Annotated in this window: 14 protein-coding genes and 1 tRNA gene; 10 read left to right on the forward strand and 5 right to left on the reverse strand. The window is 70.3% G+C overall.

Annotation, left to right across the window (positions count from 1 at the left end):
• Positions 1–166 precede the first annotated feature (166 nt).
• The 6 genes from JAN01S_RS11715 (at position 167) to JAN01S_RS11740 (ending at position 5,194) form a co-directional block, all read left to right on the forward strand.
• Positions 167–1,201: an enoyl-CoA hydratase/isomerase family protein gene (locus tag JAN01S_RS11715; RefSeq protein ID WP_068318447.1), complete on the forward strand. Its 1,035-nt coding sequence runs from the start codon at positions 167–169 to the stop codon at positions 1,199–1,201.
• 54 nt (positions 1,202–1,255) lie between these two features.
• Positions 1,256–2,395: an ABC transporter ATP-binding protein gene (locus JAN01S_RS11720; protein ID WP_068318448.1), complete on the forward strand. Its 1,140-nt coding sequence runs from the start codon at positions 1,256–1,258 to the stop codon at positions 2,393–2,395.
• The gene (locus JAN01S_RS11725; protein WP_068318450.1) at positions 2,392–3,039 is read left to right on the forward strand and encodes an ABC transporter permease; all 648 of its coding nucleotides are present in this window, start codon (positions 2,392–2,394) and stop codon (positions 3,037–3,039) included. Before JAN01S_RS11720 ends, JAN01S_RS11725 begins: the two co-directional genes overlap by 4 nt.
• A complete protein-coding gene (locus JAN01S_RS11730) occupies positions 3,036–3,764 on the forward strand; it encodes an ABC transporter permease (RefSeq protein WP_068318453.1) in 729 nt (242 codons plus the stop codon). Before JAN01S_RS11725 ends, JAN01S_RS11730 begins: the two co-directional genes overlap by 4 nt.
• Entirely contained in the window at positions 3,761–4,681 is a 921-nt protein-coding gene (locus tag JAN01S_RS11735; RefSeq protein WP_068318455.1) for an ABC transporter substrate-binding protein, read from the forward strand. Before JAN01S_RS11730 ends, JAN01S_RS11735 begins: the two co-directional genes overlap by 4 nt.
• 108 nt (positions 4,682–4,789) lie before the next feature.
• A complete protein-coding gene (locus tag JAN01S_RS11740) occupies positions 4,790–5,194 on the forward strand; it encodes a DoxX family protein (protein ID WP_068318458.1) in 405 nt (134 codons plus the stop codon).
• Between the two features lie 260 nt (positions 5,195–5,454).
• Here JAN01S_RS11740 and JAN01S_RS11745 read toward each other — a convergent pair whose 3' ends face one another.
• Complete coding sequence (locus tag JAN01S_RS11745) at positions 5,455–9,438, reverse strand: heterodisulfide reductase-related iron-sulfur binding cluster (RefSeq protein WP_068318461.1); 3,984 nt, start codon at positions 9,436–9,438, stop codon at positions 5,455–5,457.
• A gap of 243 nt (positions 9,439–9,681) precedes the next feature.
• Between JAN01S_RS11745 and cysK the strand changes: the two genes are divergently transcribed.
• Positions 9,682–10,623, forward strand: coding sequence for a cysteine synthase A (gene cysK / locus JAN01S_RS11750; protein ID WP_370670784.1), 942 nt, complete (start codon positions 9,682–9,684; stop codon positions 10,621–10,623).
• Positions 10,624–10,625: 2 nt separating this feature from the next.
• Positions 10,626–11,219: a serine O-acetyltransferase gene (gene cysE / locus JAN01S_RS11755; protein WP_068318466.1), complete on the forward strand. Its 594-nt coding sequence runs from the start codon at positions 10,626–10,628 to the stop codon at positions 11,217–11,219.
• Positions 11,220–11,425: 206 nt separating this feature from the next.
• On the opposite strand, the gene JAN01S_RS11760 is transcribed toward cysE, so the two are convergent.
• The gene (locus JAN01S_RS11760; protein WP_068318467.1) at positions 11,426–11,764 is read right to left on the reverse strand and encodes a hypothetical protein; all 339 of its coding nucleotides are present in this window, start codon (positions 11,762–11,764) and stop codon (positions 11,426–11,428) included.
• Positions 11,765–11,862: 98 nt separating this feature from the next.
• Between JAN01S_RS11760 and JAN01S_RS11765 the strand changes: the two genes are divergently transcribed.
• Positions 11,863–11,949 (forward strand) — tRNA-Ser (locus tag JAN01S_RS11765).
• A gap of 270 nt (positions 11,950–12,219) precedes the next feature.
• Here JAN01S_RS11765 and JAN01S_RS11770 read toward each other — a convergent pair.
• A complete protein-coding gene (locus JAN01S_RS11770) occupies positions 12,220–13,797 on the reverse strand; it encodes a transposase (RefSeq protein ID WP_068318470.1) in 1,578 nt (525 codons plus the stop codon).
• Positions 13,794–15,503 (reverse strand): site-specific integrase, encoded by a 1,710-nt coding sequence (locus JAN01S_RS11775; RefSeq protein ID WP_068318472.1) that lies wholly within the window; start codon positions 15,501–15,503, stop codon positions 13,794–13,796. The genes JAN01S_RS11770 and JAN01S_RS11775 overlap by 4 nt, the downstream gene beginning before the upstream one ends.
• A gap of 210 nt (positions 15,504–15,713) precedes the next feature.
• Here JAN01S_RS11775 and JAN01S_RS16685 point away from each other — a divergent pair, with 210 nt between their 5' ends.
• Positions 15,714–16,241 carry a helix-turn-helix domain-containing protein gene (locus JAN01S_RS16685; protein WP_169797221.1) on the forward strand — a complete coding sequence of 176 codons (528 nt, stop codon included), beginning with the start codon at positions 15,714–15,716 and terminating at the stop codon, positions 16,239–16,241.
• A gap of 75 nt (positions 16,242–16,316) precedes the next feature.
• Here JAN01S_RS16685 and JAN01S_RS11785 read toward each other — a convergent pair whose 3' ends face one another.
• A complete protein-coding gene (locus tag JAN01S_RS11785; protein WP_084360207.1) occupies positions 16,317–16,757 on the reverse strand; it encodes a prepilin-type N-terminal cleavage/methylation domain-containing protein in 441 nt (146 codons plus the stop codon).
• Between the last annotated feature and the right edge of the window lie 393 nt (positions 16,758–17,150).

A 17,150-nucleotide genomic window follows, 5' to 3' on the forward strand; every position in this document is an offset into this window, starting at 1 on the left:
CGGCGGCGGTCGCCGCCCTCTCCGACGCGATCGGTGGCGAGCCGATCCCGGCCAAGGAGTACATGTTCAAGCCCGAGCTCGTCGTCCGGGCGTCCACCGCGGCCGCGCCGGCCAGGAGCTGACCCGGTCGAGATCGACCGGGCGGGCCTGTGCCAAGGTTTCGCCCATGTCTGACTTCGCTCCCGGGCCCACCGGCACCGACGAGGTGCTCTTCGCCGTCGACGGATCACTCGGACGGGTCCTGCTCAACCGACCGCGCGCGATCAACTCGCTGACCCGCGACATGGTCGTCGCCATCAGGGTCCAGCTCGAGGCGTGGGCCGACGACCTGGCCGTGCGTGTCGTCTCGCTCGAGGGCGCCGGCGACCGGGGCCTGTGCGCCGGCGGCGACGTGCGCGCCGTGCGCGAGGCGCACCTGGCGGGCACCAGTGGGGGAGTGGACTTCTGGGCCGACGAGTACTCGCTCGACGCGCAGATCGCCGAGTACCCCAAGCCCGTCATCGCCGTCATGGACGGCATCGTCATGGGCGGCGGCCTCGGGCTGTCGATGTTCGGCGCGGCGCGGTGGACGACCGAGCGCTCGCAGATCGCCATGCCCGAGACGATCATCGGCTTCTTCCCCGACGTCGCCGCGACCTACCTGCTCTCCCGGGCGCCGGGCGAGACCGGCACGCACGTCGCTCTGACCGGGGCCACCTTCGGCGGGGCCGACGCCGTGCACCTCGGGCTCGCCGATGCCGTCGTCGACCACTCCGACCTGCCACGGCTGATCAAGGCGGTCGCCGCGGGAGGGCCGGTCGACCCGGTCCCCGCCGACGCCACGACGGGCGAGGACGCACCGCTCGTCGCTGCCCGCGAGTGGATGGACGAGTGCTACGCCGGGGACGACCCCGCGGCGATCGTGCGGCGACTGCGCGACCACGACCACGCCGATGCGCGTGCGGCAGCCGAGGCGATCTCCCTTCGCTCGCCGCTGTCGGTCGCCGTGACGCTGGAGGCGATGCGCCGGGCCCGCCACGCGGGATCGGTCCGGGAGGTCCTCGACACCGACACCCTCATCGCGCGGGGGCTGCTGCAGCGCAAGGACTTCACCGAAGGGGTCCGCGCCCAGCTCGTCGACAAGGACCGGCAGCCGCGCTGGGAGCACGCCTCCGTCGAAGATGTCACGCGCACAGAGGTGCTGTCGGTGTTCTCGGGTTAGGTTGGAGGACCACGGCGGGCGCCATGCCCGCGCGATCCCGATGGGACGGTGCCGATGATCCGGTTGGACGGCGTCACCAAGCAGTACCCCGACGGCACCATCGCCGTCGACGACCTGAGTCTGACCGCGCCCGACCGCGCCATCACGGTGCTCGTCGGCCCCTCCGGCTGCGGCAAGACGACCACCCTGCGGATGATCAACCGGATGATCGAGCCGACCTCTGGGTCGGTGACCATCGACGGCCAGGACGTCCTGGCGATGGACGCCGCGCAGCTGCGGCGTGGCATCGGCTACGTCATCCAGCACGGCGGCCTCTTCCCGCACCACACGGTCGAGCGCAATGTCGCAGCCGTCCCGCTCCTGCTCGGCACGGGCAAGCGCGAGGCGATCTCGCGGGCCCGCGAGCTGCTCGAGCTCGTCGGCCTCGACCCCGCGCTCGGTCGCCGCTACCCCAGCCAGCTCTCCGGAGGGCAGCAGCAGCGCGTGGGGGTCGCCCGCGCGCTCGCGGCCGACCCGCCGGTCATGCTCATGGACGAGCCCTTCTCCGCCGTCGATCCCGTGGTGCGCGAGCAGCTGCAGGACGAGTTCCTGCGGCTGCAGGGCGAGCTGGGCAAGACGATCGTCATGGTCACCCACGACATCGACGAAGCGATCAAGCTCGGCGACCACGTCGCGGTGCTCCAGGTGGGTGGGCGCATCGCGCAGCTCGCCCGCCCCGCCGAGCTGCTCGCCCACCCCGCCGACGGCTTCGTCGCCGACTTCCTCGGGCGTGACCGCGGCTACCGCGCGCTCGGGTTCGAGCACGCGGCGATCCCGCTCCACGACGAGCCGACCGTCGCGCTCGGGGCGTCGGTCGCCGACGCCGCGGCCCGCGCCGGGTCCGACGGCTGGGTCCTGGTCGTGGACGAAGGGGGGCGACCCCATGGGTGGGCGCGCCCCGCCGACCTGCCGTCCGACCGGGCGCTCGACGACAGCTCACTCGCCCTCGGTGGCACGCTCGCCCGCACCGACGGGCCACTGCGCGCCGCCCTCGACGCGGCGCTGTCCTCACCCAGCCGCCGCGGCGTCGTCGTCGACACCGACGGCGTCCTCGCCGGCACCTGCCGCGCGACCGAGGTGCTCTCGGTCATCGAGTCGCAGGAGCGTCCCCGTGACCCCGGGGCCGCCCCCCTCTCGCGCACGGCCGCGCCATGAGCTGGATCCTTGACCACCTCGACGACATCTGGTCGCTGACGGTCTCGCACACCTGGCTGGCGGGGGTGCCGCTCCTCCTCGGGCTGCTCATCTCGCTGCCGCTGGGCTGGCTCGCCAACCGTCACCGGCGCATCCGCGGCGCCGTCGTCGTCTCGGCCGGGCTGCTCTACACCGTGCCGTCGCTCGCGCTCTTCGTCCTCATGCCGCTCGTGCTCGGCACCGGCATCCTCGACCCGCTCAACGTCGTCGTCGCCATGACGATCTACACGGTCGCGCTGCTCGTGCGCTCGGTCGTCGATGGGCTCGGGTCGGTGCCCGAGGAGGTGACCCGCTCTGCGACGGCCATGGGCTACACGCCGGTGCGGCGCTTCTTCGGCGTCGACCTGCCGCTCGCGGTGCCCGTCATCGCCGCTGGGCTGCGCGTCGCCGCGGTCAGCAATGTCTCGATCGTCTCGATCGCCTCACTCATCGGCGTCAACCAGCTCGGTGACCTGCTCGTCGACGGGTACAACCGGGCCATCGCCGGCGAGCTCGCCGCCGGCATCCTCGGGTGCGTGTTGCTGGCCCTCGTCATGGACCTGGCGATCCGGCTGCTCGAGCAGGTGCTCACCCCGTGGCTGCGTGTGGGGCAGGGGGCGGCATGATCGGGTCGATCCTCGAGTGGCTGACGAGCAGCGAGAGCTGGTCGGGGGCCGACGGCATCCTCGCGCGGCTCATCGAGCACATCGGCTACACCCTCATCGTGCTCGTCATCGCTGCGGCCATCGCCATCCCGATCGGGCTGTGGATCGGTCACACCGGCCGCGGGCGCTGGCTCGTCACCGCGGCCAATGCCCTGCGGGCCGTGCCGACCCTCGGTCTGCTCTTCGCCCTGACCCTCGTGCTCCTGCCGCGCCTGCCCGGCGACGCGGCCTTCCTCGTGCCGAGCGTCATCGTGCTCGTGCTGCTCGCGATCCCCGCGATCCTCTCGGGGACCTATGCCGGCGTCGAAGCCGTCTCGCCCGCGGCCCGCGACGCCGCCAAGGGCATCGGCATGACCGGCCGCCAGGTGCTCTGGCAGGTCGAGCTGCCGATCGCCCTGCCGCTGCTCATCTCCGGGCTGCGGGCCGCGGTGCTCCAGGTCGTCGCCACCGCGACCGTCGCCGCGTACGTCGGGCTCGGCGGCCTCGGCCGATTCCTCATCGACGGCCTCGCGACCCGCGACTACGCGAGCACGGCTGGCGGCGCGATGCTCGTGGCGCTGCTCGCGCTGGCGCTCGACGCCCCCTTCGCCCTGCTCGAGCGTCTCGTGGTCTCCCCGGGACTCACCGGCCGCTCCCGCCCCCTTCGTCCCACGTCCGACCCCGTCACCGCTGGAGGAAAGCCATGATCCGCACCGTCCGCACCGCCGCCGTGTCCCTCACCCTCGCCGGCGCGCTGGGTCTGTCCGCCTGTGGTGGCGGTGGTGACCCGCTCTCCAGCTCCTCGTCGAGCGAAGGGGGCGACGCCGCCGCCGGTGAGGTGGTCGTCGGCTCCGCCGACTTCTCCGAGTCGATCCTGCTCTCGCACATCTACGCCGGCGCGCTCGAGGCCGACGGCGTCACGGCCTCGACCAAGACCGTCGGGCCGCGCGAGATCTACCTCAAGGCGCTCGAGGAGGGCTCGGTCGACGTCATGCCGGAGTACACCGGCGGTCTGGCGCTGTACTACGACAAGGAGTTCGCCGAGACCGACCCGGACAAGACCTACGACGCGCTCGAGGGGCTGCTGCCCGACGGCATGGCCGTCCTCGAGAAGTCGGAGGCCGAGGACAAGGACTCCATCGTCGTGACGAAGGAGACCGCCGAGAGCAAGAACCTCAAGAGCGTCGCGGACCTCAAGGACGTCGCCGGCGAGATGACGCTCGGCGCGCCCTCGGAGTTCAAGACGCGCGCCCAGGGCATCCCCGGCCTCAAGCGGGTCTACGGGGTGGAGTTCAAGACCTTCCGCCCGCTCAAGCCCGGCCAGGCCACCAATGGTGCGCTGAAGAACGGGCAGATCGACGCCGCGAACATCTTCAGCACCGACCCCGCGATCGTGGAGAACGAGTTCGTCGTGCTCGAGGACACCGAGAAGCTCTTCGGCAGCCAGAACGTCGTGCCCCTCGTGCGCACCGACGTGCAGGAGCAGGTGTCCAAGACGCTGGACGAGGTCTCCTCGAAGCTCACGACCGACAAGCTGCAGCAGATGCTCAAGCGCACCGACATCGACAAGGAGGACCCGGACCAGGTGGCCGAGGACTTCCTCACGGAGGAGGGGCTCGCCTGACCGGTGTCCCGATGTGGCCGAGGCCACATCTGGGTCGGGAAGAAGTCGGGGCCGCTGACGCTTGAGACCTTCGATAGTTAAACAAACAACTAACTCGGAGGTTCTCCCATGGACATCATCGTCCTCATCGCCCGCATCCTCTTCGCCGCGATCTTCATCGCGTCCGGCATCGGCCACCTGACCCAGAGCGAGGCGATGGCGGGCTACGCCAAGTCCGTGGGTGTCCCGGCGGCCAAGCTCAGCGTCATCGTCTCCGGCGTGCTCATGGTCGTCGGCTCCCTCTCGGTCATCCTCGGTGTCTGGGGCGACCTCGGCTCGCTGATGATCCTCGTCGCCGTCGCGCCGATCGCCTTCCTCATGCACCGGTTCTGGAAGGCCGATGGTGAGGCCCGCATGAACGAGCAGATCCAGTTCAACAAGACCATCTCGCTCGCCGGTGGGGCGCTCGCGCTCTTCGCGCTCTTCGTCCTGGTGCCCGAGCTCGGCCTGACGGTCACCGGCCCGCTCCTCTGAGCGACCCTCGCGTGACGTCGGCCCCGGCCATCCGGCCGGGGCCGACGTGTGTCCGGGGTGGCTTGGTGCGTCTCGCGGCCGGTCCGCCTGGCGGCGTTGAGGTCACCTGTCGTCGTTGATGTCGCGTGGTTGCCCCTTTCCGGGCAGCCACGTGACATCAATGCTGCCGGGATGGGGGTGTCGGCGTCCGGCGCACCCGGCAATGACGAAGGGGGCTGCGCACCGTGTGCGCAGCCCCCTCGTCGTGGGTCGTGCTGTGGTCACTCCCAGGACGGGTTCGCGTTCTTCTTCGCGAGCTCCGACAGGTCGCCCGTGTCGGCGGCCGAGGGAGCGGGGGTGTCGGCAGCGGGCTGCTCGGCCTTCGCCTCCTCGGCCTGGGGCTCCTCCACCCGGGGCTGCTCCGCCTGGGGCTCGGGAGCGTCCTCGGACTGAGCAGGCTCCTCGGCGACAGGCGTCTCGGCCTGCGGTGCTTCGGTGACCTGCTCGGCCGCGGGGGCCTCGGCGACCTGCTCGGCCTGCGGCTCGTCGACCGCGGGCTCGGGAGCCTCGGCAGCAGGAGCCTCGGCCGCGGGAGCCTCAGCAGCAGGTGCTGCAGCGGCAGCCGGAGCGGCCGCGCCCGTCTCCCACGAGGGAGCAGCGTTCTTGCGTGCCAGGTCGCTGTCGCCGGCCGGCGCCGCTGCCGGTGCGGTGGCCTGCGGGGCGGGCTCCGCCGCCGCAGGCGCCTGGGGCTCCTCGACCTGAGCCGTGGGCTCCTCGGTCACAGGGGCCTCGGTGACGTCCGGCTCGGCAGGTGCCTCGACCGCGGGTGCCTCGGCCTTCGGCTCCTCGGACGCGGGGGCCTCGGCAGCCGGGGCGGCGGCCGGAGCGCCGGTCTCCCACGAGGGAGCGGCGTTCTTGCTCGCGAGGTCGCTTCCACCGCTCGCCGCAGGGGCAGGAGCCTCAGCAGGCGCGGCGGTCTCGGCAGGGGCGGGTGCCTCACCCTTTGGCTCCTCGACCGGAGCTGTGGGCTCCTCGGCCGCGGGTGCCTCGGCCGCCGGGGCAGCGGCAGGGGTGCCGGTCTCCCAGGAGGGAGCAGCGTTCTTCTCCGCAACCGAGCCCGTCTCCCACGAGGGGGCAGCGTTCTTGCTGGTGACCGTGTCGTCAGCGGCGGCTGCCTCGACCTTGGGCTCCGCGGCCGCGGGGGCCTCCGCCTTCGGCTCCTCGGCAGCCGGAGTCCCGGTTTCCCAGGAGGGAGCGGCGTTCTTGTCCGCGACCGAGCCGGTCTCCCAGGACGGGGCGGCGTTCTTGTCCGCAGCGGTGGCGTCGGCCTTCGGCTCCTCGGCCGCGGGGGCCTCGGCAGCCGGGGCGGCGGCCGGAGCGCCGGTCTCCCAGGAGGGAGCGGCGTTCTTCTCCGCAGCCGAGCCGGTCTCCCAGGAGGGAGCGGCGTTCTTCTCCGCAGCGGTGGCGTCGGCCTTCGGCTCCTCGGCCGCGGGGGCCTCCGCAGCCGGGGCGGCAGCCGGAGCGCCGGTCTCCCAGGAGGGAGCGGCATTCTTCTCGGCAGCCGAGCCGGTCTCCCAGGACGGGGCGGCGTTCTTGTCCGCAGCGGACGAGTCGGCGCTCGCGGCGGCAGCACCAGCGCCGGCCGCTGCAGCACCAGCGCCCACGGCAGCGCCGGTCTCCCACGAGGGAGCGGCGTTCTTGTCCGCAGCGGTCTCGCGACCGGCAACGGCCTTCGGGTCCTCGCCGGCCTCCTCGACCGCGGCAGCGGTCTGCGCGGTCTCGGCCTCGCTCGGAGCGGCGGGGGTCGCCCCCTTCGCTCCCTCACCCTCGGTGGGCGCGGGGACGGCGGTCTTGGGCTCGGCCTCGGCCTGCTCCTGCGCCTCGGTGGTGCCGCCCTTCGCGGGGACGACCGCCTCCTTGACCGACGCGAGCAGCATCTGGGCCACGTCGACGACCTCGATGTCCTCGGACGCACCCTCGGACTGCTTGGCCGTCAGGCCGTCGCTGAGCATGACGCGGCAGAAGGGGCAGCCCACGGCGATCCGGTCGGCGCCGGTCGCGATGGCCTCCTCGGTGCGGTTGAGGTTGATCCGCGAGCCGAGCTGCTCCTCCATCCACATGCGGGCGCCACCGGCGCCGCAGCAGAAGGACTTCTCCTTGGTCCGCTCCATCTCCTTGAGCTCGACACCCGGCAGGGCCGAGATGAGCTCACGCGGCGGGGCGTAGACGTTGTTGTGACGACCCAGGTAGCACGGGTCGTGGTAGGTCACCGACGGCGCGGACGACGCGACGTCCTTCAGGCTCGACTTGCGCGGGCCCTCGGGGCGGTTGACCGGGACGATCTTCTTCTCGCGGACGAGGCGGTTGAGCAGCTGCGTGTGGTGCAGCACCTCGTACTTGCCGCCGAGCTGCGGGTACTCGTTCTTGATCGTGTTGAAGCAGTGCGCGCACGTGACGACGATCTTCGTCGCGCCGAGCTCGTTGAGCGTCTCGACGTTCTGCTCCGCCAGCATCTGGAAGAGCACCTCGTTGCCCGCGCGGCGAGCGGAGTCACCGGTGCAGGTCTCGCCGTTGCCGAGGACCGCGAAGTCCACGCCGGCGTGGTCGAAGAGCTCGGCGACCGCGCGCGTCGTCTTCTTGGCGCGGTCCTCGTAGGCGCCGGCGCAGCCGACCCAGAAGAGGTAGTCGACCTCGTCCGCGGACTCGGCGTCCTCACCGAGCACCTTGACGGTGAAGGGGAGGTCCTTCGCCCAGTCCATGCGCGCCTTGGCACCCATGCCCCACGGGTTGCCCTTGGACTCGAGCTTCTTGAACAGGCCGCCGAGCTCGCTCGGGAAGGCCGACTCGATGAGGTTCTGGTAGCGGCGCATGTCGACGATGTGGTCGACGTGCTCGATGTCGACGGGGCACTGCTCGACGCAGGCGCCACAGGTGGTGCAGGACCACAGGACGTCCTCGTCGATGACGGCGTCCGGGCCGTGCGGGTTGTAGGCCGACAGCGGGTGGTCGACGTCGTAGCCGGTCTGGCCGACGAGCGACATCTCGGCCCAGTTGATGGCGTCGGGCTCCGCGGTGGCGACGGCGCCCTCCGCCTCGCCCCCCTTCGTCCCGGGTGCGCCGGCCAGCGCGACGGCACCGCTGGCGGTCTGGCCCTTGGCCCCACCCGGCGAGGCGATGACGCCCGAGACGCCGTTGGCGGCGGCCAGGTACGGCGCCTTGGAGTGCGCGTGGTCGCGCAGCGTCATCATGAGCAGCTTGGGGGAGAGGGGCTTCTCGGTGTTCCACGCGGGGCACTGGCTCTGGCAGCGACCGCACTCGGTGCAGGTGGAGAAGTCGAGCAGGCCCTTCCACGTGAAGTCCTCGACCTTGCCGACGCCGAGGGTGGTCTCCTCCTCCATCTCCTCCATGACCTCCATGGAGAACGGCTTGCCGTCGACGAGCATCGGCTGCAGCTCACCGAGCGACGTGCGGCCGTCGGCGTGGCGCTTGAAGTAGATGTTGAAGAACGCGAGGAACCGGTGCCACGCGACACCCATCGTCGGGTTGAGCGAGACGGTGATCATCCACGCGTACGAGATGACGAGCTTGATGAGCGCGATCGCGATGATCGCCGCCTCGAGCGTCCCCTCGGACAGGCCGGTGAAGAGCTCGCCGAGCGCGCCCGTCAGCGGGAAGTGCAGGAAGGACCCGTGGTCGTCGCCGGCGCCCTTGAGCAGCGCGTACTCGAGACCGCGCAGCAGCGTGATGCACAGGCCGACGCCGAAGATCGTGAACTCGACGTAGTAGGCCTGCCAGAAGGTCGACCCGTAGAAGCGGGACTTGCGGCCCTCCTCGCCGATCGCGGAGCGCGGGTGGTTCTTCTGCCGGATGAGCATCAGGGCGATGATGCCGACGAAGCCGGTCACCGCGAGCAGCTCGACGAGCCACTCGTAGGGCAGGAAGCTGCCGATGAGCGGCAGGTGGAAGTGCGGGTCGAAGAGCTGGACCGTCGCCTGCACCAGGGTGCCGAAGAGGACACCGAAGGAGATCATCACGAACCAGTGGGCGATCGCCACGATCGGCAACCTGGCCATGCGGGTGTGCCCCAAGAACTCGCGGAACAGCGTCGCCAGGCGCGCGCCCGGCGAGTTGGTCCGCTCGCCCTGGGTGGGCTTGCCGAGCTTGAAGACGGTCAGGAAGTGCTTGACGGCGCGGGCGAGCAGGCCCCATCCGACGATGGTGATCCCGACCCCGATGACGATCGCGACGATCTGGAGGGCAGACATGGGTGAAGTCTAGGTCTCCGGAGGTCACGAAAAGCTCTGAGGTGGTGCGTCGCTCGTCACCGAGGGCAGCCTTAGTTCGGGGTCGACACAGCCGGACGAAGGGGTCCCCCCGCGCCTCGTAGGGCCGCTGCGTCAGCCTGAGACGCCCTTGCGATGATGGATAACACGATGTTGGAATATCCATAACGTCTCGTTCGTTGTCTCGGACGAGCTCCCGCCGCAGCCGCGGCACCTGCACCCTCGATGGAAGGAACCGCGTTGCCCATCTACGAAGACGCCACCAAGCTCGTCGGCCGGACCCCGCTGGTGCGGATCAACCGCATCATCGACTCCGAGGCCACCGTCGCCGCCAAGCTGGAGTTCTACAGCCCGGCCAGCTCCGTCAAGGATCGGATCGGCACCGCGATCATCGACGCGGCCGAGGCGTCCGGCGAGCTCAAGCCCGGTGGCACGATCGTTGAGGCCACGTCCGGCAACACGGGCATCGCCCTGGCCATGGTCGGCGCTGCGCGCGGGTACAAGGTCGTCCTGGCCATGCCGGAGACGATGTCCAAGGAGCGTCGCGCGCTGCTGCGTGCCTACGGCGCCGAGCTCGTCCTCACCGAGGGGCCCAAGGGCATGAAGGGTGCGGTCGAGAAGGCCGAGGAGATCGCCAACGAGCGTGGCGCGGTCCAGGCGCGACAGTTCGCGAACGCCGCCAACCCGGCCATCCACGAGAAGACCACCGGCCCGGAGATCTGGGAGGACACGGACGGCAAGGTCGACATCCTCATCTCCGGCATCGGCACCGGCGGCACCATCACCGGCGCGGGACGCTACCTGCGCTCGCAGAAGTCCGACGTCCAGATCATCGCCGTCGAGCCGGCCGAGTCCGCGATCCTCAACGGGGGCCAGCCCGGTCCGCACAAGATCCAGGGCCTCGGCGCCAACTTCGTGCCGGAGATCCTCGACACCGAGATCTACGACGAGGTCATCGACATCGACGCGCCGACCGCCATCGAGTGGGCCCGCAAGTCGGCCACCGACGAGGGGCTGCTCGTCGGCATCTCCTCCGGTGCCGCCCTCGCCGCCGCGGACCAGGTCGCGAAGCGCCCGGAGAACGCCGGCAAGACGATCGTCGTCATCATCCCCAGCTTCGGCGAGCGCTACCTGTCCACCCCGCTCTTCGAAGGGCTCGTCGACTGACCGTGGCCTCCCACCTGCCGATCCGCGCCACGATCCGTGAGGACCTGGCCGCGGCCATGGAGCGCGACCCCGCCGCCACGTCGCGGTGGGTCGTGCTCCTGACCTCTGCCGGCCTGCACGCCATCTGGCTGCACCGCATCGCCCACCGCTGGTGGATGCGGCCGGGCTGGAAGTGGCCCGCCCGCCTGCTGGCCTACGTCTCGCGCTCGGTCACGGGCGTCGAGATCCACCCCGGCGCGCACATCGGTCGACGCTTCTTCATCGACCACGGGATGGGTGTCGTCGTCGGCGAGACGGCGGTCATCGGCGACGACGTCATGCTCTTCCACGGCGTCACGCTGGGTGGCACCTCGGGCCAGCGCGTCAAGCGCCACCCGACGCTCGGCGACAAGGTCATGGTCGGGGCGGGCGCCAAGATCCTCGGTGACATCCACGTCGGCAGCAATGTCAAGGTCGGCGCCAACTCGGTCGTCGTCAAGGACGTGCCCACCGGGGCCGTCGCGACGGGGATCCCGGCGCAGTACCGCTTCCCGCAGCTCGGCGGCGACCTCAGCCGCGAGGACCTGCTCTACGCCGACCCGGCGATCTTCATCTAGCCACCGGCAGGACGAAGGGGGTGAGCGGACCGATCGGTCCGCTCACCCCCCTTCGTGTCTCGTCGTTGGGGCTCCTCGAACCTCAGGGCAGCGCCTTCGTGTCTCTCGCTGGTCCCACCCCGCGCATCTTTTTCCCGAACAAATGCGCGCTCGGGTGGTGGCAGGACGCGCACCTCCCCGGGGAAATGTGCGTCCTGGTGATCGCGTCAGGCCGAGGGGCCCTCGCCGAGCGGGTAGGTCGACGGGCCCTGGGTGTCGGCCGCGACCGCGCTGGTCACGTCGCGCTCCGGGTCGCCGGTGATCTTGCCCGCGCCCTCGCGCATCTTGGCGCCGGCGGTCGCGGCCACGCCGCTCACCGCGTCGAGGGCCGCCGGTGCGGCCTTGGTCTTCGCGGCGTGCTTGGCCGTGGCGACCTGCTGCTGGACCGGCTGCGACTGCCAGGCCTTGCTCGCCCCGGCGCGGATCTGCTCGTAGCGCTGACGTCCCGCCCGTGCGCCGAGCACGTAGCCGACGCCGGCGCCGAGGAGGAAGGAGATCTTCGACATGTGGAGTCCCTTTCGATCTGGTGGCTTGGCCTCACCACCGACCCTACCCACACCGGCCATGGCCTACCGTGGGAGCGCTCGCCGCTCGTCGGCGACGAGGAGGGCTCGCATAGTGGCCTAGTGCGGCGGTCTTGAAAACCGCTATGGCGGCAACGTCATCGTGGGTTCGAATCCCACGCCCTCCGCCGAGGGCGATTAGCGATTCCATCGCGTCGCCGTTCGCAAAAGCCCGCCCAGAGACCTCTGGGGCGGGATTTCGTGCTTCAGATGGGTGTCGCGCAGTTCCTGGTCCGTGACGGCAGCGGGCGGGCACACGACACGAGCCAGCCCCGACACGCGTGACGCGTGTCGGGGCTGGCTCGTGGGTAGCACTCATGGCCCGCTGGCCTGAGGCCGCGGGCTATCGCCGGGTCGAGCTGGGGGTATTCAGTTCAACAAGCGGACCGAGTGGACGCTTAGGTCCGTGCTGGCGGCTCGCGGCGCTCGACGTGCTCGAGAACCTCACCCGTGTCGGGGTCAACGAGCAGTTCGTCGTCGACCTTGATGGCCTCCGGACCTTCGGGCAGGTGGTGCCCGTTCGCAGCCCGCACGCGCAGGTTGTGCATCGCGAACAGCAGCATCGTCATCAGGCTGGTCTTGACCAGACCGAGGACGTGAATCCATCCCTTGACCAGACCTCCGCGGTTCTTGACCGTCCCGAACGCGCCCTCGATGCGGGTGCGGGCAGCGTAGGTGGAGCGCCACTCGGCCGTTCCCCACGCGTGGGGCTGGCGGTGCTTCTCGTTCTCGTTCCACGCGATGAGGATGGTCTGCTGCGCGCACGCCGGCCGTTCTTTGCGCAGTTGCGCGGGTGGCATCAGAGGTGGGTCAACGATGGTCGGCGCGTCCTCGGCCGCGGGGACCGCCAGGGGGCAGCCCTCGCACAAGACCTTGCCGACCTTCGCGGGGCAGGACCACCGCTCACCGTTGGCGGTCTTGCCGTGACGCTCGAACGCGTACTTTTCGCGCTCGGCCACATCGGCGTCGAACTGCGCCACCTGCTGCGCGCGCTCCGCGTGCGCTTCCTGTTCCTTCTTCGTGGGGTTGGCCGTCAGGGGCGCCTGGGACAGGTTCGTCGGACGCGTCAACTTCCGCAGCCGTGTCGGCATCCGGTGGCAGTGCGGGGTGCCGTCAACGATGTCGTACCCGCGACCGGAGGTGACGAACCGCTTGTCGAGGGGGTGCATGTCCTGGATGTTCGCGATGCCCAGCAGCCGCAGCGGAGTCGCCCACGACTGCTCCTTCGCGTACGTGAACCCCCGGTCCGCCAGGACCGCGTCGATGCCAGACATCCCGGCACGCTCTCGCGCGTTCACCGTGTCCGTCAGCAGCGCCACCCCCGCGGGCGCCGGCGAGGCGTTCGCGGCGCGCAACCGGATGCGCTCGAAGATGTTCGCTCCGCAGCTCTGACCCAGGGCGGTGACGTGGTACCCGTACAGCTTGTCGGTGTCCGCGACAGCGGTCGGGGTGCGGTGCCCGTGGCGGGCGTCGGTGTCGATGCGACGGCCCCGGTCGCGGTACTGCCGCGCGTCCTTGTCGGACTTGATGGCGCGGCGCCGGCCCCAGGTCTCTACGGCGGTGTCGTCCATGACGACGCGCGTGTCACGGGGCATCCCTGCCAGCGTCACGTCCAGCAGCGCATCGCTGAGGTCGTCGAGGAGCTTCTGCGACAGCTTGCAGTGCTGCTCGTTGTTCGGGTCGGTCGGCGCCAACGCCTTGTTGACCTGCGACCACAGGTAGTAGACGTTGTGCGGCTCGACGGGGCCGGTCAGCCCAAGCGCAGTGCGCTGGGAACGGGGCAGGTCGTTCAGCAGGGGCGCGACCTCCCGCAGGCGGACCTTCCCGTGCCTCGACAGCGACACCGCGATGCCGACCAGCAACGCCAGGACGGTCAGCTGACGGGGGCGACCGACCTGCTTGGCCATCTCCGTCTCGATGCGGGTGGCGATGCCAGAAGTCCCGATGGCGCGGGTGATGAGGGGGACGCTGTTCATCGAGCCACCTCCTGCTTCACCAGCGCGAGGGTCTCGGCACTCGTGGCCTCCCGCGCCGGGGAGTACTGCGCCAGCTCCGTCAGTGAGCGCGCCGACGCGAGGCCAGCGACATCCAGCAGCACCGTCAACGGGATGGGCGCGTGGATGGCCGCGAACAGCCAGGTCGCCCGCAGGCGCCCCTGGTTGATGACCATCTCCCCGGTCGTGGTCTCCAAACGCCGCAGCGTTGTCCGCAAAACCTGCTTACGACCCTCCAGCCCGTTGAGCACCAGGGCGTCAGCGCCAAGGACCTCGTCGTGCAGAGCCATCGCGGCACGCACCGCCGGCGCGAACTCGCTCATCACGGGCACCGCGCGAGGCTTGGCGCCGGGAACGGTCACGACCAACGCCTCACCGCCGTCGATGGTCACGGTGGTGATGTCGCTGCGGCGCAGGTGCCGGAAGTCGCCAGCGTTCAACCCCGCACCCAGGCCGAGGGCGACCAGCCACAACGCCTGACGGGACCGCTGCACGGTCGGCTGCGCCGCGGCGACCTCCACGAGGGTGCGACACTCAGCCGGCGTGTACGGGGCGACGATGGGCTGCTTCTGCAGCGTGTCCGCGTTCGGGGCGTTGTCCGCCCGGCGCAGAACCCGACGAATGATGGAACGGTGCGTCCCTCGGGAATTCTCACTCAGGTCAGTGCGGGTGACGATGTACGCGTCAGCGACGTCGATGCGCTGCAGCTCCGAAAGCGTCACCGGCACCGACCGGTCGGCCCGGTAGGTGCTCGTGGCGAACCACAGCACGAAGCTGGTCACCGCAGACGCCACGGACTGAACGCGGCGCGCGCTCGGCGCCTGGTAGGCCGCCATCAGGTAGCACGCCAGCGGACGAACCTCATCCCACAGCGCGTCCTGGGTAGGCCGGTACTTCTCGATGGCCTCCAGAACCTCGGGAGAGTTGCCGAACTCCTCGACAGGACGCGTTAAGCCAGCACGGGCCAGCGCGGCCTTGCGGGCACGAGCGTCCTTCGCGGCGCGAACACGCGCCGCCTTCGACATCGGCTTGGACGAACGGGCGGGGCGGTCGGCCGGAGTGGTCACGGGCGCCGCACCCTTGGTGAGGGCGGGCATGGAGGGCTCCTGAGAGGTGCGCTCGGCCAACATCGAGATGACGTCGGCACCCAGGACCGTGCTCGTGCGCTGCCAGCTGGCAGTGCCGACCTGCCACGCCGGACCATCAACCTGGTACCCGACCACCTGGGCCAGCGCTGCGTTGAGCTCAACGAACGACACCGGGAGGCCAGCCGCGCCCGTCAGGGACACGTCGGCCTCACGCGACAGCCGCAGGTGCGGCTGCGCCCCCGCCAGGTACCGGACCACGGGCAGCAGCTGCGAAACACCCTGCGTGCGTGCCGTCGACGTACCTGCGGCTGCCATCCACGCGCGGACATTCCGCTCCGTGACGATCGCCGCCAACTGTGGAACCGAGCGTCGGTCCCACGCGCTCGTCCCTGCCAGGAACGCGCACAGCGCACCCAGCCTGGCCACCGCCTGCGCGTCGGTTGCTCCTGAGCCCACGACGGCGTCGATGACGGCCTGGCGTGCCCACTGCCACTGCTGCTCCGTCAGCGACTTCGGCGTGTACCGCTGAGCCCGCTGCGCGGTTGGCTGCCGCACAGGCATGGCAGGCCGCAGGGTGAAGGTGTGCAGGGTGGTGGGCATCGAGGCTCCGAAGGGGCGTGAGAGGTCGCCACGGGTCCGCGGATGCGGACCGGGGTGGCAACACGCGCCCGGACCAGAGCCCTAGGAGGCGTTGCGGCAGCTCATCCTCCGGAGGGGAGTGGGAACTGCGGCAGTCAGCGTGCCTGCGACCGGTCGATCGGTGCGGCAACTTTTCGATACATTCGCCTGTTTGTCGATACAATCAGTCTTGTGAGCGCCAAGAAGGTCGTCCCGCCGAGAGGTTTGCGAGATGCGCAGGGCCAGTGGCCTCGCAAACCCCTGCGTCCCGAGAGGGACTACTCACGCTGGGACAACCCAGCCGCGGCACGGCTGTACATGGAGTTGGCAGGGGAGCTGACCGGACGCAGGTACGCGCTGGGGCTGAGCCTGCGGGACCTCACGGCTGCGACGGGGCGGTCCCTGTCGACGCTGACGTCACTTGAGCAGGGCTCTGCGTGGCCGTCCTGGGCGACACTCACCGACTACGCGACTGCCGTCGGAACCGACATCGTCGTCCCGGGACACGAAGGCGAGGACGTGTTGTTGGTGCTGCGCCGCTTGATGCCGCGACGCATCGGCGAGTCAGCCCGAGCAGTCGCCTGGGCCGTGGGCGTCAGCCCGACGACGCTCTACGCCCGTTTCCGTGAGGGCGGCCGACCCTCATCGCGCGTGGTCCTTGCTGTCGCCTGCGACATCGGCTGCCCCGTGCTCGTGACCGACGCGCTCCCTGCTCGCTAACTCGTCGCAAGACGCGAGAAAGCGGCCCTCGCCCGATGAGGGGCGAGGGCCGCTTCCCGGCAGCCGGTGTGGTGCTTACTTGACGGTGTTGCCGCCGCCAACGAGCGAGGAGAGCTTGATGGTGGCCGTCTTGGTGTCGCGGGTGATGACGAGCTCGTCGGCGACAGCGGTGGGGGTCACCGGCGTCGCGGTAACGGCAGGGGTAGCGCCGAACTCGGTGGTCAGCACGCTCTGCACGCCAGCGGTGGTCGCGTCGTTGTCCGCGGTCAGGTACGCGATGGCGTCAGCGGAAGCGGTACCTGCGCCCATCGCGTCCCAGCTCTTCTGCTGGGCCGCTGACTCACCCTGGAGCGTCTTCGCGATCTGCGCGGCTGTGGTGTTGGCGGCGGACTGCTTGCTGTTGCCGATCACCGAGTTGTACGCGACCGCGGCGACCGCGACGAGGATGGCGATGATGACGATCACCACGATGAGTTCGATCAAAGTGAAGCCGCGGGACTTCTTCAAACGGGTCATGAGGGTTCCTTCGAGGGCGGAGGGGGCGCCGTGGGGCCCCACGGCGTCTCCACGGAAGGTTCGGAACGCACACACCGTCAGCAACAAGGCACCGAGGCCACCTGTCACCACCAGGTGAGAACCTCCAGAACATGAGCCCAAACCCAGCAGACGCCGCCCCAGACCCAGACGCCACGACCTGCCTGACCGCGGCCACAGGCGGGCGATGGACGGTCCACACCCGCAACGCCACCCATACCTGGGACCTCGACGCCATGACCTACACGCGCCACCCCGGACCGAAGTCGAGCTCGTTCCCTCACGACAACACAACAGTGGCCATCACCCGCGTCGACGAGTGGCCAGAAATCGGGAAGCGGAGCGTCGTCTGGTTCGACGACCCAGACACACCTG

Origin of the sequence: Janibacter anophelis NBRC 107843 (assembly GCF_001570945.1) — a bacterium.
Taxonomy (GTDB): Bacteria; Actinomycetota; Actinomycetes; order Actinomycetales; family Dermatophilaceae; genus Janibacter; species Janibacter anophelis.